The 16,211-nt window shown below is 70.6% G+C and carries 17 protein-coding genes; 12 read left to right on the plus strand and 5 right to left on the minus strand.

The window, feature by feature from the left end; all coding sequences use genetic code 11:
• The first annotated feature begins 13 nt into the window (after positions 1-13).
• The 3 genes from ettA (at position 14) to ACTIF1_RS21290 (ending at position 4,260) form a co-directional block, all read left to right on the plus strand.
• Positions 14-1,693 (plus strand): energy-dependent translational throttle protein EttA, encoded by a 1,680-nt coding sequence (gene ettA / locus ACTIF1_RS21280; RefSeq protein ID WP_439598471.1) that lies wholly within the window; start codon positions 14-16, stop codon positions 1,691-1,693.
• 58 nt (positions 1,694-1,751) lie between these two features.
• Positions 1,752-2,225: a GNAT family N-acetyltransferase gene (locus ACTIF1_RS21285; protein WP_439598486.1), complete on the plus strand. Its 474-nt coding sequence runs from the start codon at positions 1,752-1,754 to the stop codon at positions 2,223-2,225.
• Positions 2,226-2,295: 70 nt separating this feature from the next.
• Positions 2,296-4,260, plus strand: a complete 1,965-nt coding sequence (locus ACTIF1_RS21290) for a methyl-accepting chemotaxis protein (protein ID WP_439598472.1) — start codon at positions 2,296-2,298, stop codon at positions 4,258-4,260.
• A gap of 27 nt (positions 4,261-4,287) precedes the next feature.
• Here the strand turns inward: ACTIF1_RS21290 and ACTIF1_RS21295 are convergent, their stop codons facing one another.
• Together ACTIF1_RS21295 and ACTIF1_RS21300 are read right to left on the minus strand one after the other, a co-directional pair.
• Positions 4,288-4,722, minus strand: coding sequence for a hypothetical protein (locus ACTIF1_RS21295; RefSeq protein WP_439598473.1), 435 nt, complete (start codon positions 4,720-4,722; stop codon positions 4,288-4,290).
• A gap of 15 nt (positions 4,723-4,737) precedes the next feature.
• On the minus strand, positions 4,738-5,073 hold the full coding sequence (locus ACTIF1_RS21300) for a hypothetical protein (protein WP_439598474.1): 336 nt from the start codon (positions 5,071-5,073) through the stop codon (positions 4,738-4,740).
• Between the two features lie 179 nt (positions 5,074-5,252).
• Between ACTIF1_RS21300 and ACTIF1_RS21305 the strand changes: the two genes are divergently transcribed.
• Together ACTIF1_RS21305 and ACTIF1_RS21310 are read left to right on the plus strand one after the other, a co-directional pair.
• Complete coding sequence (locus tag ACTIF1_RS21305) at positions 5,253-6,317, plus strand: extracellular solute-binding protein (protein ID WP_439598475.1); 1,065 nt, start codon at positions 5,253-5,255, stop codon at positions 6,315-6,317.
• 99 nt (positions 6,318-6,416) lie between these two features.
• Complete coding sequence (locus ACTIF1_RS21310; RefSeq protein ID WP_439598476.1) at positions 6,417-7,160, plus strand: superoxide dismutase; 744 nt, start codon at positions 6,417-6,419, stop codon at positions 7,158-7,160.
• A 34-nt stretch (positions 7,161-7,194) separates the two neighbouring features.
• Here ACTIF1_RS21310 and ACTIF1_RS21315 read toward each other — a convergent pair whose 3' ends face one another.
• On the minus strand, positions 7,195-7,527 hold the full coding sequence (locus ACTIF1_RS21315; protein WP_439598477.1) for an NIPSNAP family protein: 333 nt from the start codon (positions 7,525-7,527) through the stop codon (positions 7,195-7,197).
• A 151-nt stretch (positions 7,528-7,678) separates the two neighbouring features.
• Here ACTIF1_RS21315 and phnC point away from each other — a divergent pair, with 151 nt between their 5' ends.
• From phnC to ACTIF1_RS21345, 6 genes are all read left to right on the plus strand, one after another.
• Entirely contained in the window at positions 7,679-8,512 is an 834-nt protein-coding gene (gene phnC / locus ACTIF1_RS21320; protein ID WP_439598478.1) for a phosphonate ABC transporter ATP-binding protein, read from the plus strand.
• 52 nt (positions 8,513-8,564) lie between these two features.
• Positions 8,565-9,530, plus strand: a complete 966-nt coding sequence (gene phnD / locus ACTIF1_RS21325) for a phosphate/phosphite/phosphonate ABC transporter substrate-binding protein (protein WP_439598479.1) — start codon at positions 8,565-8,567, stop codon at positions 9,528-9,530.
• A gap of 10 nt (positions 9,531-9,540) precedes the next feature.
• The gene (phnE, locus tag ACTIF1_RS21330) at positions 9,541-10,449 is read left to right on the plus strand and encodes a phosphonate ABC transporter, permease protein PhnE (protein WP_439598480.1); all 909 of its coding nucleotides are present in this window, start codon (positions 9,541-9,543) and stop codon (positions 10,447-10,449) included.
• An 11-nt stretch (positions 10,450-10,460) separates the two neighbouring features.
• Positions 10,461-11,318: a phosphonate ABC transporter, permease protein PhnE gene (gene phnE, locus ACTIF1_RS21335; RefSeq protein ID WP_439598481.1), complete on the plus strand. Its 858-nt coding sequence runs from the start codon at positions 10,461-10,463 to the stop codon at positions 11,316-11,318.
• A gap of 94 nt (positions 11,319-11,412) precedes the next feature.
• The gene (locus tag ACTIF1_RS21340) at positions 11,413-13,530 is read left to right on the plus strand and encodes a TonB-dependent siderophore receptor (RefSeq protein ID WP_439598482.1); all 2,118 of its coding nucleotides are present in this window, start codon (positions 11,413-11,415) and stop codon (positions 13,528-13,530) included.
• A 104-nt stretch (positions 13,531-13,634) separates the two neighbouring features.
• Complete coding sequence (locus ACTIF1_RS21345; protein ID WP_439598483.1) at positions 13,635-14,462, plus strand: alpha/beta hydrolase; 828 nt, start codon at positions 13,635-13,637, stop codon at positions 14,460-14,462.
• Between the two features lie 24 nt (positions 14,463-14,486).
• Here the strand turns inward: ACTIF1_RS21345 and ACTIF1_RS21350 are convergent, their stop codons facing one another.
• Together ACTIF1_RS21350 and phaR are read right to left on the minus strand one after the other, a co-directional pair.
• Positions 14,487-14,927 carry a helix-turn-helix domain-containing protein gene (locus ACTIF1_RS21350; protein WP_439598484.1) on the minus strand — a complete coding sequence of 147 codons (441 nt, stop codon included), beginning with the start codon at positions 14,925-14,927 and terminating at the stop codon, positions 14,487-14,489.
• 165 nt (positions 14,928-15,092) lie between these two features.
• Positions 15,093-15,665, minus strand: a complete 573-nt coding sequence (phaR, locus tag ACTIF1_RS21355) for a polyhydroxyalkanoate synthesis repressor PhaR (protein WP_439598487.1) — start codon at positions 15,663-15,665, stop codon at positions 15,093-15,095.
• Positions 15,666-15,918: 253 nt separating this feature from the next.
• Here phaR and ACTIF1_RS21360 point away from each other — a divergent pair.
• A partial coding sequence (locus tag ACTIF1_RS21360; protein WP_439598485.1) for a hypothetical protein occupies positions 15,919-16,211 on the plus strand: 293 nt, incomplete at its 3' end.

Consider the following 16,211-nt stretch of genomic DNA (forward strand, 5'->3'; position numbering starts at 1 on the left):
GGATCCTCTGCTCATGCCCGCCTGGCAGTACGTCTACGTCATGAAAGACCTCACCAAGTCCTATCCGGGCGGGCGAGAGGTCTTCAAGGGCATCACCCTGTCCTTCCTGCCCGATGTGAAGATCGGCGTGCTCGGCCCGAACGGCGCCGGCAAATCCACGCTGATGAAGATCATGGCCGGCCAGGACAAGGAGTTCGGCGGCGAGGCCTGGGCCGCGGAGGGGGCGCGCGTCGGCTACCTGCCGCAGGAGCCGCATCTCGATGAGACCAAGACGGTCGGCGAGAACGTGATGGAGGCCTTCGCGGAGCTGACGGCACAGCTGCGCCGCTTCAACGAAATTTCGGAAAAATTCGCCGAGGAGATGACGGAGGAGCAGATGAACGATCTGCTCGCCGAGCAGGCCGAGCTGCAGGAGAAGATCGAGGCCGCGGAGGGCTGGGAGCTCGACCGGCGCATCGAGATCGCGCTCGATGCCCTGCGCTGCCCGCCCTTCGACAGCCCCGTGGCGCATCTCTCGGGTGGTGAGCGGCGGCGCGTGGCGCTCTGCAAGCTGCTGCTGGAGAAGCCGGACCTGCTGCTGCTGGACGAGCCGACCAACCACCTGGACGCGGAATCGGTCGCCTGGCTGGAGCAGACGCTGAAGGACTACAAGGGCGCCGTGCTGATCGTCACGCACGACCGCTACTTCCTCGACAATGTCACCAACTGGATCCTCGAGGTCGATCGCGGCCGGGGCTTCCCCTACCAGGGCAACTACTCCGCCTATCTCGACCAGAAGCGCAAGCGCCTGCAGCAGGAGGAGCGCGAGGAGAGCGCCCGGCAGCGGCAGCTCGCCAAGGAACAGGAATGGATGGGCCGCAGCCCGGCGGCGCGCCAGGCCAAGTCCAAGGCCCGCATCGCGGCCTATGAGGAGATGCTGGCCAAGCAGAACGACCGCGCCGGCGGCGAGGCCGAGATCGTCATCCCCCCCGCGCCGCGGCTCGGCAATACGGTCATCGTCGCCGACCAGCTGCGCAAGGGCTATGGCAACCGCCTGCTGATCGACAACCTGAACTTCAAGCTGCCGCCCGGCGGCATCGTCGGCATCATCGGCCCGAACGGCGCCGGCAAGTCCACGCTGTTCAAGATGATCACGGGCATCGAGACGCCCGATGGCGGCAGCCTCGTCGTCGGCGACACGGTGAAGCTCGGCTATGTGGACCAGTCCCGCGACAGCCTGGCGGATGACAAGACCGTCTGGCAGGAGATCTCCGACGGGATGGACCAGATCACCATCGGCAAGCGCACCATCCCCTCCCGCGCCTATGTCGCCGCCTTCAACTTCAAGGGCGCCGACCAGCAGAAGCGGGTGGGGGTGCTTTCGGGCGGTGAGCGGAACCGGGTGCACCTGGCCAAGATGCTGAAGCGGGAACACAACGTCCTGCTGCTGGACGAGCCGACCAACGACCTCGACATCGACACGCTGCGCGCGCTGGAAGATGCGCTGGAGGAGTTCGCCGGCTGCGCCGTGGTGATCAGCCACGACCGCTGGTTCCTCGACCGGCTGGCCACCCACATCCTCGCCTTCGAGGGCGACAGCCACGTGGAGTGGTTCGAGGGGAACTTCGAGGCCTACGAAGCGGACAAGCGACGTCGACTCGGCGCCGCGGCGGACCAGCCGCACCGCATCAAGTACCGGCCGTTGGCTCGGTAGAGAGCTGGTCGTCCCCCGCCTGGCGGAAGGCAACGGCATCACCACGCCGCGCCTTTCGCTGCGCCCGGTCGCGCCGGAGAACCTGCCCGACCTCATCGCCCTCAAGGGCGACGAGGCCGCCTTCGGCCTCATGCTCCACGGCACCCGCACGCCCGAAAGGGCGCGGGAGGAGCTGGACGACGACATGGAGTTCTGGCTGGTCCGCGGCTACGGCACCTGGGCCGTCTTTCTCCGCGAGACCGGGGAGTTCCTCGGCATCACCGGGCTGATGGAACGGCCGGATGGCCGCGGCGTGGCGCTGCGCTATGCCCTCTGGCCCGCCTGCCGCGGCAAGGGTTTTGCGCGCGAGGCGGCGCGGGCGGCGCTGGCCTTCGGCTTCCGGCGCGGCCTTGCGCGCATCATCGCCGTGGCCTGGGAGGGGAATGTCGCCTCCCGCCAGGTGCTGGCCGATATCGGCATGGCGGAATGCGACGCCTTCCAGCATCGTGGCCGGCACATGCTGGTCTTCGAGGCGCTGGCACCGGCGGGCTGAGATTCGGTTAAGGGGCTGGGAACCTCGCCGGGAGATAATCCGCCAGGAATCTCGCGAGAAACCCCGCCCCATGCACCGTCTCCGATCCATCCAGGCCCGCCTCGTCCTGGCCTTCATGGCGGTGGCCGGCGCCGTCGCGGCGCTGGTCCTGACCATCAGCCTGATGCAGCAGCGTGCCACGCAGGAGGTGGTGACGGAGCTGTCCGCCCAGCGCATCGGCCGCACCACGCAGGAAATCTTCGAGATGGAGCTGACGCGGCTGGAGACGCTCGGCCGCAGCATCACGGCCGATCCGCGGCTGGTGGAGGCGGTGGCGCGCTCCGAACAGGCCGGCATGGCCACGGTCCTCGCCCCGATCCATGCGGCGCTGACGGCGGAACGGCTGCTGACCAATATCGCCGTCATGACCCCGCCGGCCCTGCTGCACTACCGGTCCCTGTCGCATACGCCGCAGCCCGAGAATATCGCTGCGCGGCGCCCGGACATCGTGATGGCGACGCGGGAAGGGCGCGCGGTGGCGGGCCTCGCCTCCGGCGCCACCGGCCTGACGGCGGCCGCCATCGTGCCGGTGCTGCGGGAGGGGCGGACGCTGGGCGCCGTGTCCGTCCAGGCCAATATCGGCCCGGACCTGCTGGGCCGGATCGCGGAGACGGTGAACGCGCAGATCGTGATCCACGCCATGCAGGGCGACCGGATGGTGCGCATCTCCGGCACCCGGCCGGAAGGGCTGGGGTCGGCGGCGATGCTGCGGGCCGGACTCGCGCGCGCGACGCCGCCCGAGATGCTGCGCGACGGTGCGCGCAGCTACATGGTGATGGCCGTGCCGCTGGTGGATTTCGCCGGACAGCCGGTGGCCACGGCGGAACTGCTGCTGGACCAGACGGCGCAGGTGGCGCGGGCCGAGGCCGACCAGTGGATGCTGCTGGGGGCCATCGGCCTGGCCCTGCTGGCCTCCGCGGTCGCCAGCCTGCTGCTGGCGCGTGGCATCGCCCGGCCGATCCGCGGCCTCATCGCGCGCACCGAGGCCCTGGCGGGCGGCGAGGCGGAACAGCCGGTGCCCGGCACCGCGCGGGGCGATGAGATCGGCGTCATGGCCCGCGCGCTGGAGGTGCTGCGCAGCAACAGCCAGCGCCAGCGCCGTCAGGAGGCCGAGCTGGCCGAGGCGCGGGAGGCGGCGCGGGTCGAGCGCCAGAAGATGCGCGACACGCTGGTGCAGGGATTCGAGGCCAGCCTCGGCGGGATCGCCGGGGCGCTCGCCAAGGCGGCCGGCGGGCTGACCGGCGCGGCCGACAGCATGGCGGAGGCGGTGACGGAGACGCGGCGCGAAAGCGGCGTCGCCCAGGAAGCCGGCGGCAGCGCCAGCCGCAATGCCGCCTCGGCCGCCGCGGCGACGGAGGAGCTCAGCAGCTCGATCGCCGAGATCGCGCGGCAGATGAGCCAGACCACCCAGGTGACCCGCCGGGCGCGGGAGGAGGCGACGGGCACGGCCCGGCAGGTGGAGGCGCTGAACGAGGCCGCGTCGCGCATCGGCGACGTGGTGCGGCTGATCACCGATATCGCCGGCCAGACCAACCTGCTGGCGCTGAACGCGACCATCGAGGCGGCGCGGGCGGGCGAGGCCGGCAAGGGCTTCGCCGTGGTGGCGAGCGAGGTGAAGCAGCTCGCCGCCCAGACCGCGACGGCGACGCAGGAGATCAGCCAGAAGATCGAGGAGATGCGCCAGGCGGCCGCCGGCAATGCGGAGGCCGTGGCGCGCATCGGCCAGACCATCGCGCAGCTCGATGAGATCGCGGCCTCCATCGCCGCGGCGGTGGAGCAGCAGGGCTCCGCCACCGCCGAGATCGCGCGCAATGTCGCGCAGGCGGCGGCAAGCACGGAGGCGGTCGCGGGGGCGATCAGCGCGGTGGAGCAGCGGGCGGAGGGCGCTGGCGATGCGGCCGAGATGGTGCGGGAGGCTTCCGGCCAGGTCGCCGCGCAATCCAGCGGTCTGCGGCGGGAGATGGAGAGGTTTGTCACGCAACTGCGCGCGGCGTGAAGGCGGGGGTGGAACCCGCCTTCGGCCTCAGCGCCGGTTGAAGAAGCCCACCACGGCGGCGGTGATGGCGGCGCCGATGGCGCCCTTCTTCAGGGTCTGGCTCCGCAGCAGCGGGGCCAGGATCAGTGCCTGCGTCGCGGTATCGCCCATCTGCCGCATGGCGGCCTTGCGCAGCGCCAGCGCCTCCTCCGCCACCGGATCGCGGCGCGGCTTGCGGGCCAGCATGACGAAGATCGCCAGCAGCACCAGGTCGGCGAAGGCGATGATCAGCGCCGCCCAGACCGGGCCCTGGTCCGGCAGCAGCGCGGCGAAGCCGGCGATATGCAGCATCACCAGCAGCATGATCCCGAAGATCGCCGCAACGGCGCCGAACCCTGCCTGGATGGCATAGGCCCGGCCGCTGCGGCGCAGGTACAGCCCCTCCGCCTGCCAGGCGGCGCGAGCCAGGCTCAGCAGGCGCATGCTGCCGGCCGCCGCTTACTTGCGGTCCGGATAGACGTAGGTGCGGGTGCCCATCAGCCGGCCGATCAGATAGCCGCCGAAGGCCGCGGCCGTGACGTAGAGCAGCGGCTGCGCGCGCACCGTCTCGGCCACCGCATTGGCATTGTCCTCGATGCTGTGGCGGGCGCGGCGGGAATAGTCCTCCACCGTCTCGGCGGCCTGGCCGAGGGCCGGGGTCACGCGCTCTTCCATCAGGCGCTCGACCTGGCTGCGCAGGCGGGCGAGCTCGGCGCGCGCATCGTCGGCCAGGCGGCCGCCGGCGGCGGTGGCCTCGTCGCGGACGTTTCGGATGTCGTTGCCCAGCTGAGACATGGTCGCATTCCTTTCGGGATCGTGGTGCCGGGGGAACGCCGCGCAACCCGGTCCGGTTCCAACCGCCGCCGCCTGTCTTTGCGGCGATGCGAAACAGCGCCGGTCCCGGATCGCCTGGCGCCTTCCGAAGCGACCGGCCCCGGGTCTAACCTGCGCCGAAGTGGGTGAAGGAGCAAGCGATGCGCGGGCGCAGGCCTTGGCTGCGGGGATTGGCGGCGCTGCCATGGGCGCTTCCCTGGGCGATGACCCTGCCCGGCCATGCCCAGGGCCCGCGCGACCTGACGGTGGTCTCCTGGGGTGGCGCCTATCAGGACGTGCAGCGCGACATCTTCTTCCGCCCCTGGATGACGGCGCGCGACGCGCGGCTGCTGGAGGAGACCTGGGACGGCGGCATGGATGTGCTGCGCGAGCGCATCCGCTCCGGCACCAACAACTGGGACCTGGTGCAGGTGGAGGGCCACCAGCTGCTGATCGGCTGCCGGGAGGAGCTGTTCGAGCCGATGGACTGGGAGGCCATCGGGGGGCGGGAGGCCTATCTGCCGGCGGCGGTGCAGGATTGCGGCGTCGGTGCCATCGCCTATTCCATGGTGCTGGCCTGGGACCGCGCGACGCTGCGCGGCGCGCCGGCGGGCTGGGCCGATTTCTTCGACACCGATCGCTTCCCCGGCCGCCGCGCGCTGCGCCGCCGCCCGCGGACCACGCTGGAGATCGCGCTGCTCGGCGATGGCGTGGCGCCTTCGGAGGTCTATGCGCTGCTCGCCACCCAGGCCGGGCAGGACCGCGCCTTCCGCAAGCTCGACAGCATCCGCGCCCAGCTCGCCTGGTGGGACCGCGGGTCGCAGCCGGCGCTCTGGCTGGCGAGCGGGGAGGTGGTGCTGAGCTGCGCCCATAACGGCCGCATCGCCCTGGCCAATGCGACCGACGGGCGGGATTTCGGCATCGCCTGGGCGCAGAACCTGGCGATGATGGACAGCTGGGTGATCCTGCGCGGCAGCCCGAACCGGCAGCGGGCGCTGGATTTCCTGCGCTTCGCCGGCCAGCCGGCGGTGCAGGCGCGGCTGCCGCGGGTGATGCCCTGCGGCGTCACGGCCCTGGGCGCGCTGGCGGAGCTGCCGGCCCCGCTGCTGGCCCAGCTGTCCACCTCGCCGGCCCATGCCGCCGCGGCACTGCGGATCGACGAGGCCTTCTGGCTGCGCCACCTCGATGCGCTGAACCGCCGCTTCGCGGCCTGGCTGCGCGGCTGAACTTCCTGCCATCCTTCGCTTGCGCCCTTGGCGGTGCCCGCACCGCCCCCCAGTTGGCCCCCAGCTGCCCCGCAGCCTGAACCTCCGGAAGGACACGCCATGACCCTGCTCCGCCGCCGCAGCCTGCTCCGGGGCCTCGCCCCGCTTTCCGCCGCCATGGCGCTGCCGGCCCTGGCGCTGCCCCGCGCGGCCCTGGCCCAGGCGCCGGCGCCCGCCGGCCCCTATACCCAGGCGCCGATGCCCTATGCCTTCGGCGCCAATGAGGCGGCGATCGATGCGCGGACCATGGAGCTGCACTACCGCTTCCACCATGGCGGCCAGGTGGCCGGGCTGAACAATGCGCTGCGCGACCATGGCCAGCTTTCCGCCCTGCCGCTGGACCAGCTGCTGGGCAGGCTGGGCGAGGTGCCGGAGGCGGTGCGCACCGCCGTGCGCAACAATGGCGGTGGCCATGCCAACCACACCATGTTCTGGGAGATCATGGGCGGGTCGGGCGGCGAGCCGCAGGGCGAGCTGGCCGAGGCCATCGCCCGCGACTTCACCGACTTCGCCACCTTCCGCAGCCGCTTCAACACGGCGGCGAATGGCGTCTTCGGCAGCGGCTGGGCCTTCGTCACCGTCAACCGCGAGGGGCGCCTCGCCCTGGTCACCAAGGGCGGCCAGGACAGCCCGCTGATGGACGGCCAGCGCGTGCTGATGGGCAATGATGTCTGGGAGCACGCCTATTACCTGCGCTACCAGAACCGCCGCGCCGAATACACCGGCAATTGGTGGAACGTGCTCGACTGGCAGAAGATTTCGGCACGGTATGCCGCGGCGAAGGCCGGCACGCTGACGGTCTGATGCGAAAGGGCGGGGCCGCGCCCCGCCCACCCCGCTACTTCGCGGCCTGAAAAGCGCTGAAGAAGCCGGTCGGCTTGATGATGCGGTTCTCCATCTTCACCAGCAGGCCGCGGGCCCCGGCCTCGGCCAGGTATTCGCCCCAGGCCGGATCGGCGGCCATGGCGGTGCGGCGGCGCTCCCGGTCGCCCTGGTCGGCATAGCCCCACATATGCACCACGGTGTTCAGCGCGCCCTCCACCGTCGTGTACCAGCCCAGGCAATTCTCCAGGTATTTCAGCTGCAGAGGCCAGGCCTTCGCCTCATAGAGCGCGACGAATTCCGGCAGCTTGTTCGGCAGCGTCGTGTAGATGCGCAGGTCGACGATCATCCCGGTCCCTCCCGTTCCGGCCGCAGCATGGCGCGCCCCAGCGGCCCCGCCCAGCCGGGGGCGGAAGGATTCCCTGCAACCGCTTCATCATGCCGCTGTCATGGGGACGTCACGGGGTGCTTGTATAGCCCGGTTTGAGAAGGGGCACCCCATGCTGGAATTGCGGGGCCTGACGCGGCGCTTCGGCGCCGTGACGGCCGTGAACGAGGTGACGCTGGCGATCCCGGACGGCCAGATGGTCGGCGTGATCGGCCGCTCCGGCGCCGGCAAGTCCACCCTGCTGCGCATGATCAACCGGCTGACCGAACCCTCGGCCGGCCAGGTGGTCTATGGCGGGCGGGACATCACCCGGCTGCGCGGCGCGGAGCTGCGCCGCTGGCGCACCGACTGCGCCATGATCTTCCAGCAGTTCAACCTGGTGCAGCGGCTGGATGTGCTGACCAATGTGCTGGTCGGAAGGCTGAACCACCGCCCGGGCGTGATGGGCACCGTCACCAGCCTGCTCAAGATGTTCACCGCCACCGAGCGCGCCATGGCGCTGGCGGCGCTCGATCGCTTCGACCTGGCGGAGGTGGCCCTGCAGCGCGCGGACACGCTTTCGGGCGGCCAGCAGCAGCGCGTCGCCATCTGCCGCGCCCTGCTGCAGCAGCCCCGGCTGATGCTGGCGGATGAGCCGATCGCCAGCCTCGACCCGCGCAATGCGAAGACCGTGATGGACGCGCTGCGCCAGGTGAACCGGGAGGATGGCATCACCGTGCTGTGCAACCTGCATCACCTGAACACCGCCCGGCAGTATTGCGACCGCATCGTCGCCATGCAGGCCGGCCGCGTGATGTTCGACGGCACGCCGGCGGAGCTGACCGCGGCCCGGGTGCAGGAGATCTACGGCGTCACCGAGGACGAATTCGAGGTCCAGGCGCAGGAGGCGGTGGCCCCCGCCGCGCGCCCGGCCGCGACCACCACGCCCGGCCTCGCCCTCGCCTGAGGGCGGCGGCGTGGTCGGCGGAATCCCAAAGCTCCCCCTGGAGAGAACCCGCATGATCACCCGTCGTCTTCTGGTTGCCGGCCTCTCGCTGGCGCCCTTCGCGGCTGCCGCCCAGACGGCCGCCCCCGCCATGCCCGCCGCCGGCCGCCGCGCCTGGGCGCAGCAGGTGCCGCAGCTCCGCCTCGGCCTGCTGGGCGGTGAGAACGAGCAGGACCGCCTCGGCCGCTACGAGGCCTATCGCGCCCTGCTGGAGACCACCTTCGGCATCCCCGTGCGCCTCTTCCCCGCCGCCGACTATGCCGGCGTGATGCAGGCCTTCAGCGCGAAGCAGATCGAGGGTGCGGCCATGGGCGCCTCCGCCTATGCCGGCGCCTGGCTCGACACCAATGGCGGCGTCGAGCCCCTGTTCGTGGCGCGGGAGGCCGATGGCGGCATCTCCTATGTCTCCGTCATGGTGGTGCGCGCCGATAGCGGGATCACGAACCTGGAGCAGCTGCGCGGCAAGTCGCTGGCCTGGGCGGATGCCAATTCCACCTCCGGCTACCTGGTGCCGCGCTCCGAGCTGCGCGCCGCGGGCATCGGCACGGAATCCGGCCAGTACTTCTCCCGCACCGGCTTCGGCGGCGGGCATGAGCAGGCGGTGGTGGCGGTGCTGCAGCGCCAGTATGATGCGGCGGTCACCTGGGCCTCGGGCCAGGGCGAGGTTTCGCAGGGCTTCACCCGCGGCAACCTGCGCGCGATGGTGGAGAAGGGCATGCTGAACATGGCCGACCTGCGCATCATCTGGACCTCGGCGCCGATCCTGAACGGGCCGATGACGGTCCGCACCGACCTGCCGGCCGCCTTCAAGAAGGATTTCACCGACTTCCACCTGGCGCTCGCCACCGCCCATCCGCAGATCTACGCGCAGGTCGAGCGCGGCGGCGGGCAGGGCTATGCGCCGGTGACGCATGACATGTTCGAGCCGATCGTGCGCCTGCGCCGCGAGGAAGCGGCCGAACGCCGCCGCCGGTCCTAAGCCCTCGCCCATGGACGCCGCGCTGCCCCTGACCGCCTCCGCCCGTGCCGCCATCGCGCGGGGGGAGGCCGAATTCCAGGCAGCGCGGCGGCAGCGCCGGCAGGCCACGCTGGCCTACGGCGCCCTGCTGCTGGCCTGCCTGCTGGTCGCGGCCTGGATGGCGGAGATGACGCCGGGTGCGCTGGCCGAGGGCCTGCCGCGCATCGGCGAGTATTTCTGGCGCATCCTGCCGACCCTGCGGTGGGAGGTGCTGTTCGCCGACTGGGAGACGGAGGGGAGCCTCGCCGGCTGGTTCTACCGCCTCGACAAATGGGCCTGGCTGATCTTCGAGACCAGCCAGATGGCGCTGCTCGGCACCGTCCTCGGCACGCTGATCGCCTTCGCGCTCAGCTTCGTCGCCGCGCGCAACCTGGCGCCCAGCCGCTGGGCCTTCCACCTGGCGCGGCGCCTGCTGGAATTCTGCCGCACGGTGCCGGAGATCGTCTTCGCGCTGATCTTCGTCTGGGCCTTCGGCATCGGCCCCATGGCCGGCATCCTGGCCATCATCATCCACACCGCCGGCGCGAATGGAAAACTCTTCGCCGAGGTGGTGGAGAATGCCGAGACCAGCGCGATGGAGGGCGTGCGCGCGGCGGGCGGCAACTGGTTCCACCGCGTGCGCTTCGGCGTGCTGCCGCAGGTGGCGCCGAATTTCCTCAGCTACGCGCTGCTGCGCTTCGAGATCAATGTGCGTGGTGCCAGCGTGCTCGGCTTCGTCGGCGCCGGCGGCATCGGCGAGGAACTCTATCACGTGATCTCCTTCAATTATTACGAGGAGATCAGCGCCATCATCGTGCTGATCATCCTCAGCGTGGCGGCGATCGACATGGTTTCGGAAACGCTGCGTCGCCATTTGGCGACCGGCGCGGCGCGGGGCTGACGGGAATGGCGATGGCGCAACCGACACCCGGGCAGATCAAGCAGTGGCAGGCGCGCATGCCGGCGGCCTTCGGCGTGAGCCCGGCGACGCGGGCGCTGCGCTGGGTGGGCGGGCTGGCGGCACTCGCCTGGTTCGTCTTCCTGCTCTGGTGGTTCCAGATCACGCCGCTGCGGCTGTGGAACGGGCTTTCGGGCCTCGGCACCATCATCGTGCTGATGATCCCGCCCTCGCCCGGCGCGCTCTGGCTCGATATCCTGAAGGGCATCGCCGAGAGCGTGGCCATGGCCTTCCTCGGCACCTTCATCGCCGCCCTCATCGCGGTGCCGCTCGGGTTTCTCGGCGCCGGCAATGTGGTGGTGAACACCCTGGCGCATTTCTCCATCCGCCGCGTCTTCGACGGCTTCCGGGGCGTCGACCAGCTGATCTGGGCGCTGGCCTATGTGCGCGCGGTGGGCCTCGGACCCCTGGCCGGCGTGCTGGCGATCGCGACCGCCGACATCGCCGTACTGGCAAAACTCTATGCCGAGGCGATCGAGAATGCGGAGCGCCGGCAGGCGGAGGGGATCGACGCGGTGGGCGGCAGCAAGCTGCTGCGCACGCGCTTCGGCCTGCTGCCGCAGGTGCTGCCGGTGATGATCGCGCAGGCGCTGTATTTCCTGGAGAGCAATACCCGCTCCGCCAGCGTGCTCGGCATCGTCGGCGCCGGCGGCATCGGGCTGGCGATCGCGGAGCGCATCAAGATCCGCGCCTGGGACGAGGTCGCCTTCATCATCATCCTGATGCTGGTGACCGTGGCCCTCATCGACCAGCTCTCCGCCCGCATCCGCCGTCGGCTGATCGGGGGGCGGGAGGCGCTGACGCCGCGCTGAGCCTTCCGTTGCGCCGGGGGAAGGGCCTCCGTGCTGAATTGATATTGCGAGTCATTCTCAATAAGGTCCCACCGAATCACCGGCGAGGACCCGCATGCCCAACCGCCATCCCACTTCCGCGCTGGCCCTGGCCCTGCTGATCGCCGGCGCGCCGGCCCTGGCCCAGGCGCCCGAGGCCGAGACCGCCGCGCCGCCCGCCGCACCGCCCGCCGCACCCGTGGCCACCCTGCCGCGCATCGGCGTCTCCGCCCCCGCCACCGCGCCCCTCGGCGCCACCGCGGCGACCTCCGCCACCAAGACCGACACGCCGATCATCGAAAGCCCGCAATCCGTCTCCGTGGTGAATCGCGAACTGATCCAGGCGCTGGGCGCGCAGACCCTGCCGGAGGCGGTGCGCTACAATGCCGGCGTCGCCACCGGCGTCTATGGCTACGACCCGCGCTTCGACCAGATCTTCATCCGCGGTTTCGGCGTGAACCTGCTGGGCGACTATCGTGACGGGCTGCGCCAGTCCTTCAGCCCCGGGCTGATCGGCTTCCGCACGGAGCCCTATGGGCTGGACCGCATCGTCATCCTGCGCGGCCCTTCCTCCGTCCTCTATGGCCAGGCGCCGGCCGGCGGGCTGATCGACCGCATCAGCCTCATGCCCTCGGCCACGCCGTCGAACGAGATTGCGGTCTCGGTCGGCAATCATTCGCGCTACCAGACGGAATTCGACAGCACCGGCCCCATCGCCGGCGATCCGCGCTTCCAGTACCGCGTCACCGGCCTGGTGCGGGACAGCGATTCGGAAATCCCGGGCGCCCGCGACGACCGCTTCTACCTGGCGCCCTCGCTGACCTTCCGCCCGACCGAGAATACCAGCTTCACGCTGCTGACCTCCCTCCTGGACGATCGCGGCGTGGCGAGCGCGGGCTACTACACGCGGCCCGACGGCACGCCGACCAATATCCGCACTGACGACCCGAACTACGCCCGCTTCGATCAGCGCCAGTACCAGATCGGCTATCGGCTGGAGCATCGGGTGAATGACGCGCTCTCGCTGCGGCAGAACATGCGCTACGGCCAGGCGACGCTGACCTCGGCCTATCTCTCTGGCCTCGCCACCAGCGCCGATGGCACCAGCGTCTCCCGCTACGCCGCCTTCCTTGAGGAAAGCCTGGAGAATGTCGGCATCGACAACCAGGCGGAGATTCGCTTCGCGACGGGGCCGCTGCAGCACACGCTGCTGGCCGGGCTGGACTACCAGTACACGACGTCGGACTTCAACTACGGCACCGGCGCTGCCCCCTCGCTGAGCCTGGTGAATCCGGTCTATGGCATCAATGTCGCGCGCCCGGCCTTCACCACGCGCAGCAGCCAGACGCAGCACCAGATCGGCATCTATGCGCAGGACCAGGTCCGCCTCGGCGATCGCTGGGTGCTGACCATGGGCGCACGGCAGGACTGGACCGAGACGGAATCGCTGAATCGCGTAACCGGCGTGTCGACGACACAGACGCCGACCGCCTTCACCGGCCGGGTGGGGCTGGTGCATCTCTTCCCCAATGGCATCGCGCCCTATGTGAACTATGCCGAGAGCTTCCAGCCGACGCTGGGCACGGACCGGCTGGGCCGGGCCTTCGTGCCCGTCGAGGCGACGCAGATCGAGGGCGGGCTGCGCTACCAGCCGCCGGGCACGGAGCACATGTTCACCGCCTCCGCCTTCGAGATCACCGTGCAGAACGGCCTCACCACGGACCTGGTGGATCGCAGCTTCTCCGTCCAGACCGGTGAGCAGCGTTCCCGCGGGCTGGAGCTGGAGGCGCAGTTCGCGGTGGGGCGCCAGCTCCGCATCCTCGCCTCCGCCACCTGGCAGGATGTGGAGACGACCAAGACCAATGGCACCGACCTCGGCAAGCGGCCGTTCGGGGTGCCGGAGGTGCTGGCCACCGTCTGGGCGGACTACCGCATGCCGGAGGGGCCGCTTGCGGGCCTCAGCTTCGGCGCCGGGCTGCGCTACAACGGGTCGAGCTACCGGGACACCGCCAATACGACGCAGAATGGCGACTATGTCATGCTGGACGGCGCCATCCGCTACGACATCGACCGCTGGCGCCTGTCGCTGACCGGCAGCAACCTGACCGATCGCGAGGCCTATAACTGCCAGGCCGGCTATTGCTACCATGTCGCCGGCCGCACCGTGCTGGCCCGCCTGGGCTACCGGTTCTGAGCGCGCTCGGGCGGCGCGGGGCGCTCGGCCTCCTGGGGGCCGGCCTCGCGGCCGGGGGCGCGCAGGCCGCGGCGGGGCTGGAGCCGGCGCGGCTCGCCGGCACCGTGCAGTTCGACCTGGCACCCGCCGCCGGTGGGCCACCCTGGCGGATCTTCCTGTACCGGCCGGAGGGCCCGGCGCCGGAGGGCGGCTGGCCGGTTCTGTATCTCCTCGACGCCAATGCGGTGATGGGCATCGCGGTGGATGCGCTGCGGGTGCAGGCGGCCTATCCGGCTGGCACCGGCATCGCCCAGGCCGTGCTGGTCGGCATCGGCTACCCGACGGAGGAGCCCTATGACAGCGTCCGCCGGTCCTGGGATTATTCCCAGCCGCCGGGCCGCAGCTTCCCGCCGCATCGCCCTGGCGGGCCGGAAGTGCGCACCGGCGGCGCCGACCTCTTCCTCGACTTCATTGAGGCCGAGCTGAAGCCGCGCATTGCCGGGCTGGCTCCGGTCGACCCGGCACGGCAGGCGATCTTCGGCCATTCCTTCGGCGGGCTTTTCGCCCTGCATGCGCTCTTCACCCGCCCGCAGGCCTTCGCGGACTGGATCGCCATCAGCCCGACCATCTACTGGGAGGATGCGGCGCTGCTGGCCACCGAGCGCCGCTTCGCCGCCCTGCCGCCCGAGGCGCGGGGCAGGCCGCGGCTTTTCATGGCGGTCGGCGAATACGAGACGCGGCTGGCGCCTTTCCAGATCGGCCGGCCCGATGCCGCCAGGCGCCAGGCGGCGCTCGACCAGGGCCGGCACCTGGCCCATGCGCAGGAGATGGCGGCGCGGCTGCGGCCGCTGGGCCTGGCGGTGGAGGTCACCGAATTGCCCGGGGAGACACACATGTCGCTGCTGCCGGTTGCCATCAACCTGGCGCTGCGCTTCGCCCTCGGCCCGCGCTGAAGGGCGCGCGCCGGGGCCGCCTGCTCAGTCCTCGGCGCGTTCGGCTTGCGACTGCGCCGCAAGCGCACGTGCCATCTGGCTGAGCGCTTCCTGGTGCTTCTCGTTGTCGATCAGCGCGAAGTTGCGCGCCAGCTCCAGGCACATGCGCTGGCGGGGCGAGGCTTCCGGGCCGACGCTGTCGCTGGTCAGCCCCTCGAAGAACCAGGAGACGGGCACGCCGAGCACCTGGCCGATCTCGAACAGCCGGCCGGCCGAGATCCGGTTCAGGCCGCGTTCGTACTTATGGGCCTGCTGGTAGGTCACGCCGATCAGCTTGGCGAGCTGCTGCTGTGACAGCCCCATCATCACCCGGCGCTCGCGGATCCGCGCGCCCACATGGCGGTCGGCCGCGCTCGCACGCTGTCCGGGCCGGTCGCCGGACGGCAGCGTGACGACATCATCCTCGGTCATCTCGGTCGTGGTCATGGTCCAAAATCCCCGCGCCATCCTGCGGCGCAACATCGCGCGGACAATGCCCACGCGTTCGCCTGTGGCGCGCATGACAAGGGCGTGATTATCGCCCGAAAGCGATTGAAAAACCCTTCCACATTGTCATGGGCGCCGCCGCGAAATCGTATCTGTTGACGATCCCTAGCCCTTTTCCGCGCGTGCGGCGATGGCCTTGTAGTGTTCGATCTGCTGCCGCAATGCTTCCAGCTCCGCCTGCAGCGCCGCCAGGCGGGCGGCATCCGGCGTGGCCTCCGGCTGTTCGGAGGCCGGGCGGAAGGGCGAGAAGAGGCTCATGGCGCGTTCCATCATCGCCATATTCTGCTTGCCCATCTCCTCCAGGTTGGTGAAGGGCATGAAGCCGCCCATCCCCATGGTCTGCTCCACCGTCTTGCGCACCTGGTCGTGCTGGCGGGAGAAGGCGCCCATCATGGATTCCAGGTAGCGCGGCACCAGCGACTGCATGCTGTCGCCGTAGAAGCCGATGATCTGCCGCAGGAAGCTGGTGGGCAGCAGGTTCCGCCCCTTGGCCTCCTCCTCCACGATGATCTGGGTCAGGACGCCGCGGGTGATGTCCTCCCCGGATTTTGCGTCATAGACCACGAAGTGGCGGCCGTGGCGCACCATCACCGCCAGGTCTTCCAGCGTGACGTAGGAGGAGGATTCGGTGTTGTAGAGGCGCCGGTTGGCGTATTTCTTCACCACCACCGGCGGCATCGCCGGGGTTTCCGGGGCCTCCGCCTGGGTGCCCGATGCGGCACCTGCTTGGCCCATACCTGCCTGGGTCGTATCCTGCGCCATGCGTCTTGCTTCCCCTGGCGGCCCCGCCGCTGCCACAATCCTATCATGCGCTGCGCTGCGGTGCGAAACACCTGTTTCTGAAAATTGTGCCGCCGCCCGGCGCCAGCCGGCTCGGTGCCGCCCGTCCGGCGGCCGGCGAGGCCTGCCCCGGGCCGGGGCTTGAGGATGGATGATGCAGGGGGAAGGGCCGGGGGACGGCAAGCGGGACGGCAATCCGGACGGCGCTTCGCAACAGGGGCAGGACCCCGCCGCGGAGCTGGAGGGGCTGGCCGAGGACTGGATCGCGCTGTGGCAGAGCGAAATCGCCGGCATGGCCGCGGACCGGGAAGCCGCCGAAGGCTGGGCGGCCATGACCGCCGCCTGGGCCGCGCTGGGCGCGGCCTGGCTGCGTGCCGCCGCGGCGCCGCCCTTCGGCCGCGCCCCGCCGCCGGGGGCCTGGGCGCCGCCCGCGCCACCCTGGAC

This window comes from Falsiroseomonas sp., assembly GCF_051860665.1.
GTDB lineage: Bacteria > Pseudomonadota > Alphaproteobacteria > Acetobacterales > Acetobacteraceae > Falsiroseomonas.

What these genes read in the sequence shown, in the direction of transcription:
- ACTIF1_RS21340 (WP_439598482.1), top strand. Translation starts at nt 11,413, where the DNA reads ATGCCCAACCGCCATCCCACTTCCGCGCTGGCCCTGGCCCTGCTGATC.
- phaR (WP_439598487.1), bottom strand. Translation starts at nt 15,665, where the DNA reads ATGCCGCCGGTGGTGGTGAAGAAATACGCCAACCGGCGCCTCTACAAC.
- phnC (WP_439598478.1), top strand. Translation starts at nt 7,679, where the DNA reads ATGCTGGAATTGCGGGGCCTGACGCGGCGCTTCGGCGCCGTGACGGCC.
- ACTIF1_RS21315 (WP_439598477.1), bottom strand. Translation starts at nt 7,527, where the DNA reads ATGATCGTCGACCTGCGCATCTACACGACGCTGCCGAACAAGCTGCCG.
- ACTIF1_RS21290 (WP_439598472.1), top strand. Translation starts at nt 2,296, where the DNA reads ATGCACCGTCTCCGATCCATCCAGGCCCGCCTCGTCCTGGCCTTCATG.
- ettA (WP_439598471.1), top strand. Translation starts at nt 14, where the DNA reads ATGCCCGCCTGGCAGTACGTCTACGTCATGAAAGACCTCACCAAGTCC.
- phnD (WP_439598479.1), top strand. Translation starts at nt 8,565, where the DNA reads ATGATCACCCGTCGTCTTCTGGTTGCCGGCCTCTCGCTGGCGCCCTTC.
- phnE (WP_439598481.1), top strand. Translation starts at nt 10,461, where the DNA reads ATGGCGCAACCGACACCCGGGCAGATCAAGCAGTGGCAGGCGCGCATG.
- ACTIF1_RS21350 (WP_439598484.1), bottom strand. Translation starts at nt 14,927, where the DNA reads ATGACCACGACCGAGATGACCGAGGATGATGTCGTCACGCTGCCGTCC.
- ACTIF1_RS21305 (WP_439598475.1), top strand. Translation starts at nt 5,253, where the DNA reads ATGCGCGGGCGCAGGCCTTGGCTGCGGGGATTGGCGGCGCTGCCATGG.
- phnE (WP_439598480.1), top strand. Translation starts at nt 9,541, where the DNA reads ATGGACGCCGCGCTGCCCCTGACCGCCTCCGCCCGTGCCGCCATCGCG.
- ACTIF1_RS21295 (WP_439598473.1), bottom strand. Translation starts at nt 4,722, where the DNA reads ATGCGCCTGCTGAGCCTGGCTCGCGCCGCCTGGCAGGCGGAGGGGCTG.
- ACTIF1_RS21300 (WP_439598474.1), bottom strand. Translation starts at nt 5,073, where the DNA reads ATGTCTCAGCTGGGCAACGACATCCGAAACGTCCGCGACGAGGCCACC.
- ACTIF1_RS21310 (WP_439598476.1), top strand. Translation starts at nt 6,417, where the DNA reads ATGACCCTGCTCCGCCGCCGCAGCCTGCTCCGGGGCCTCGCCCCGCTT.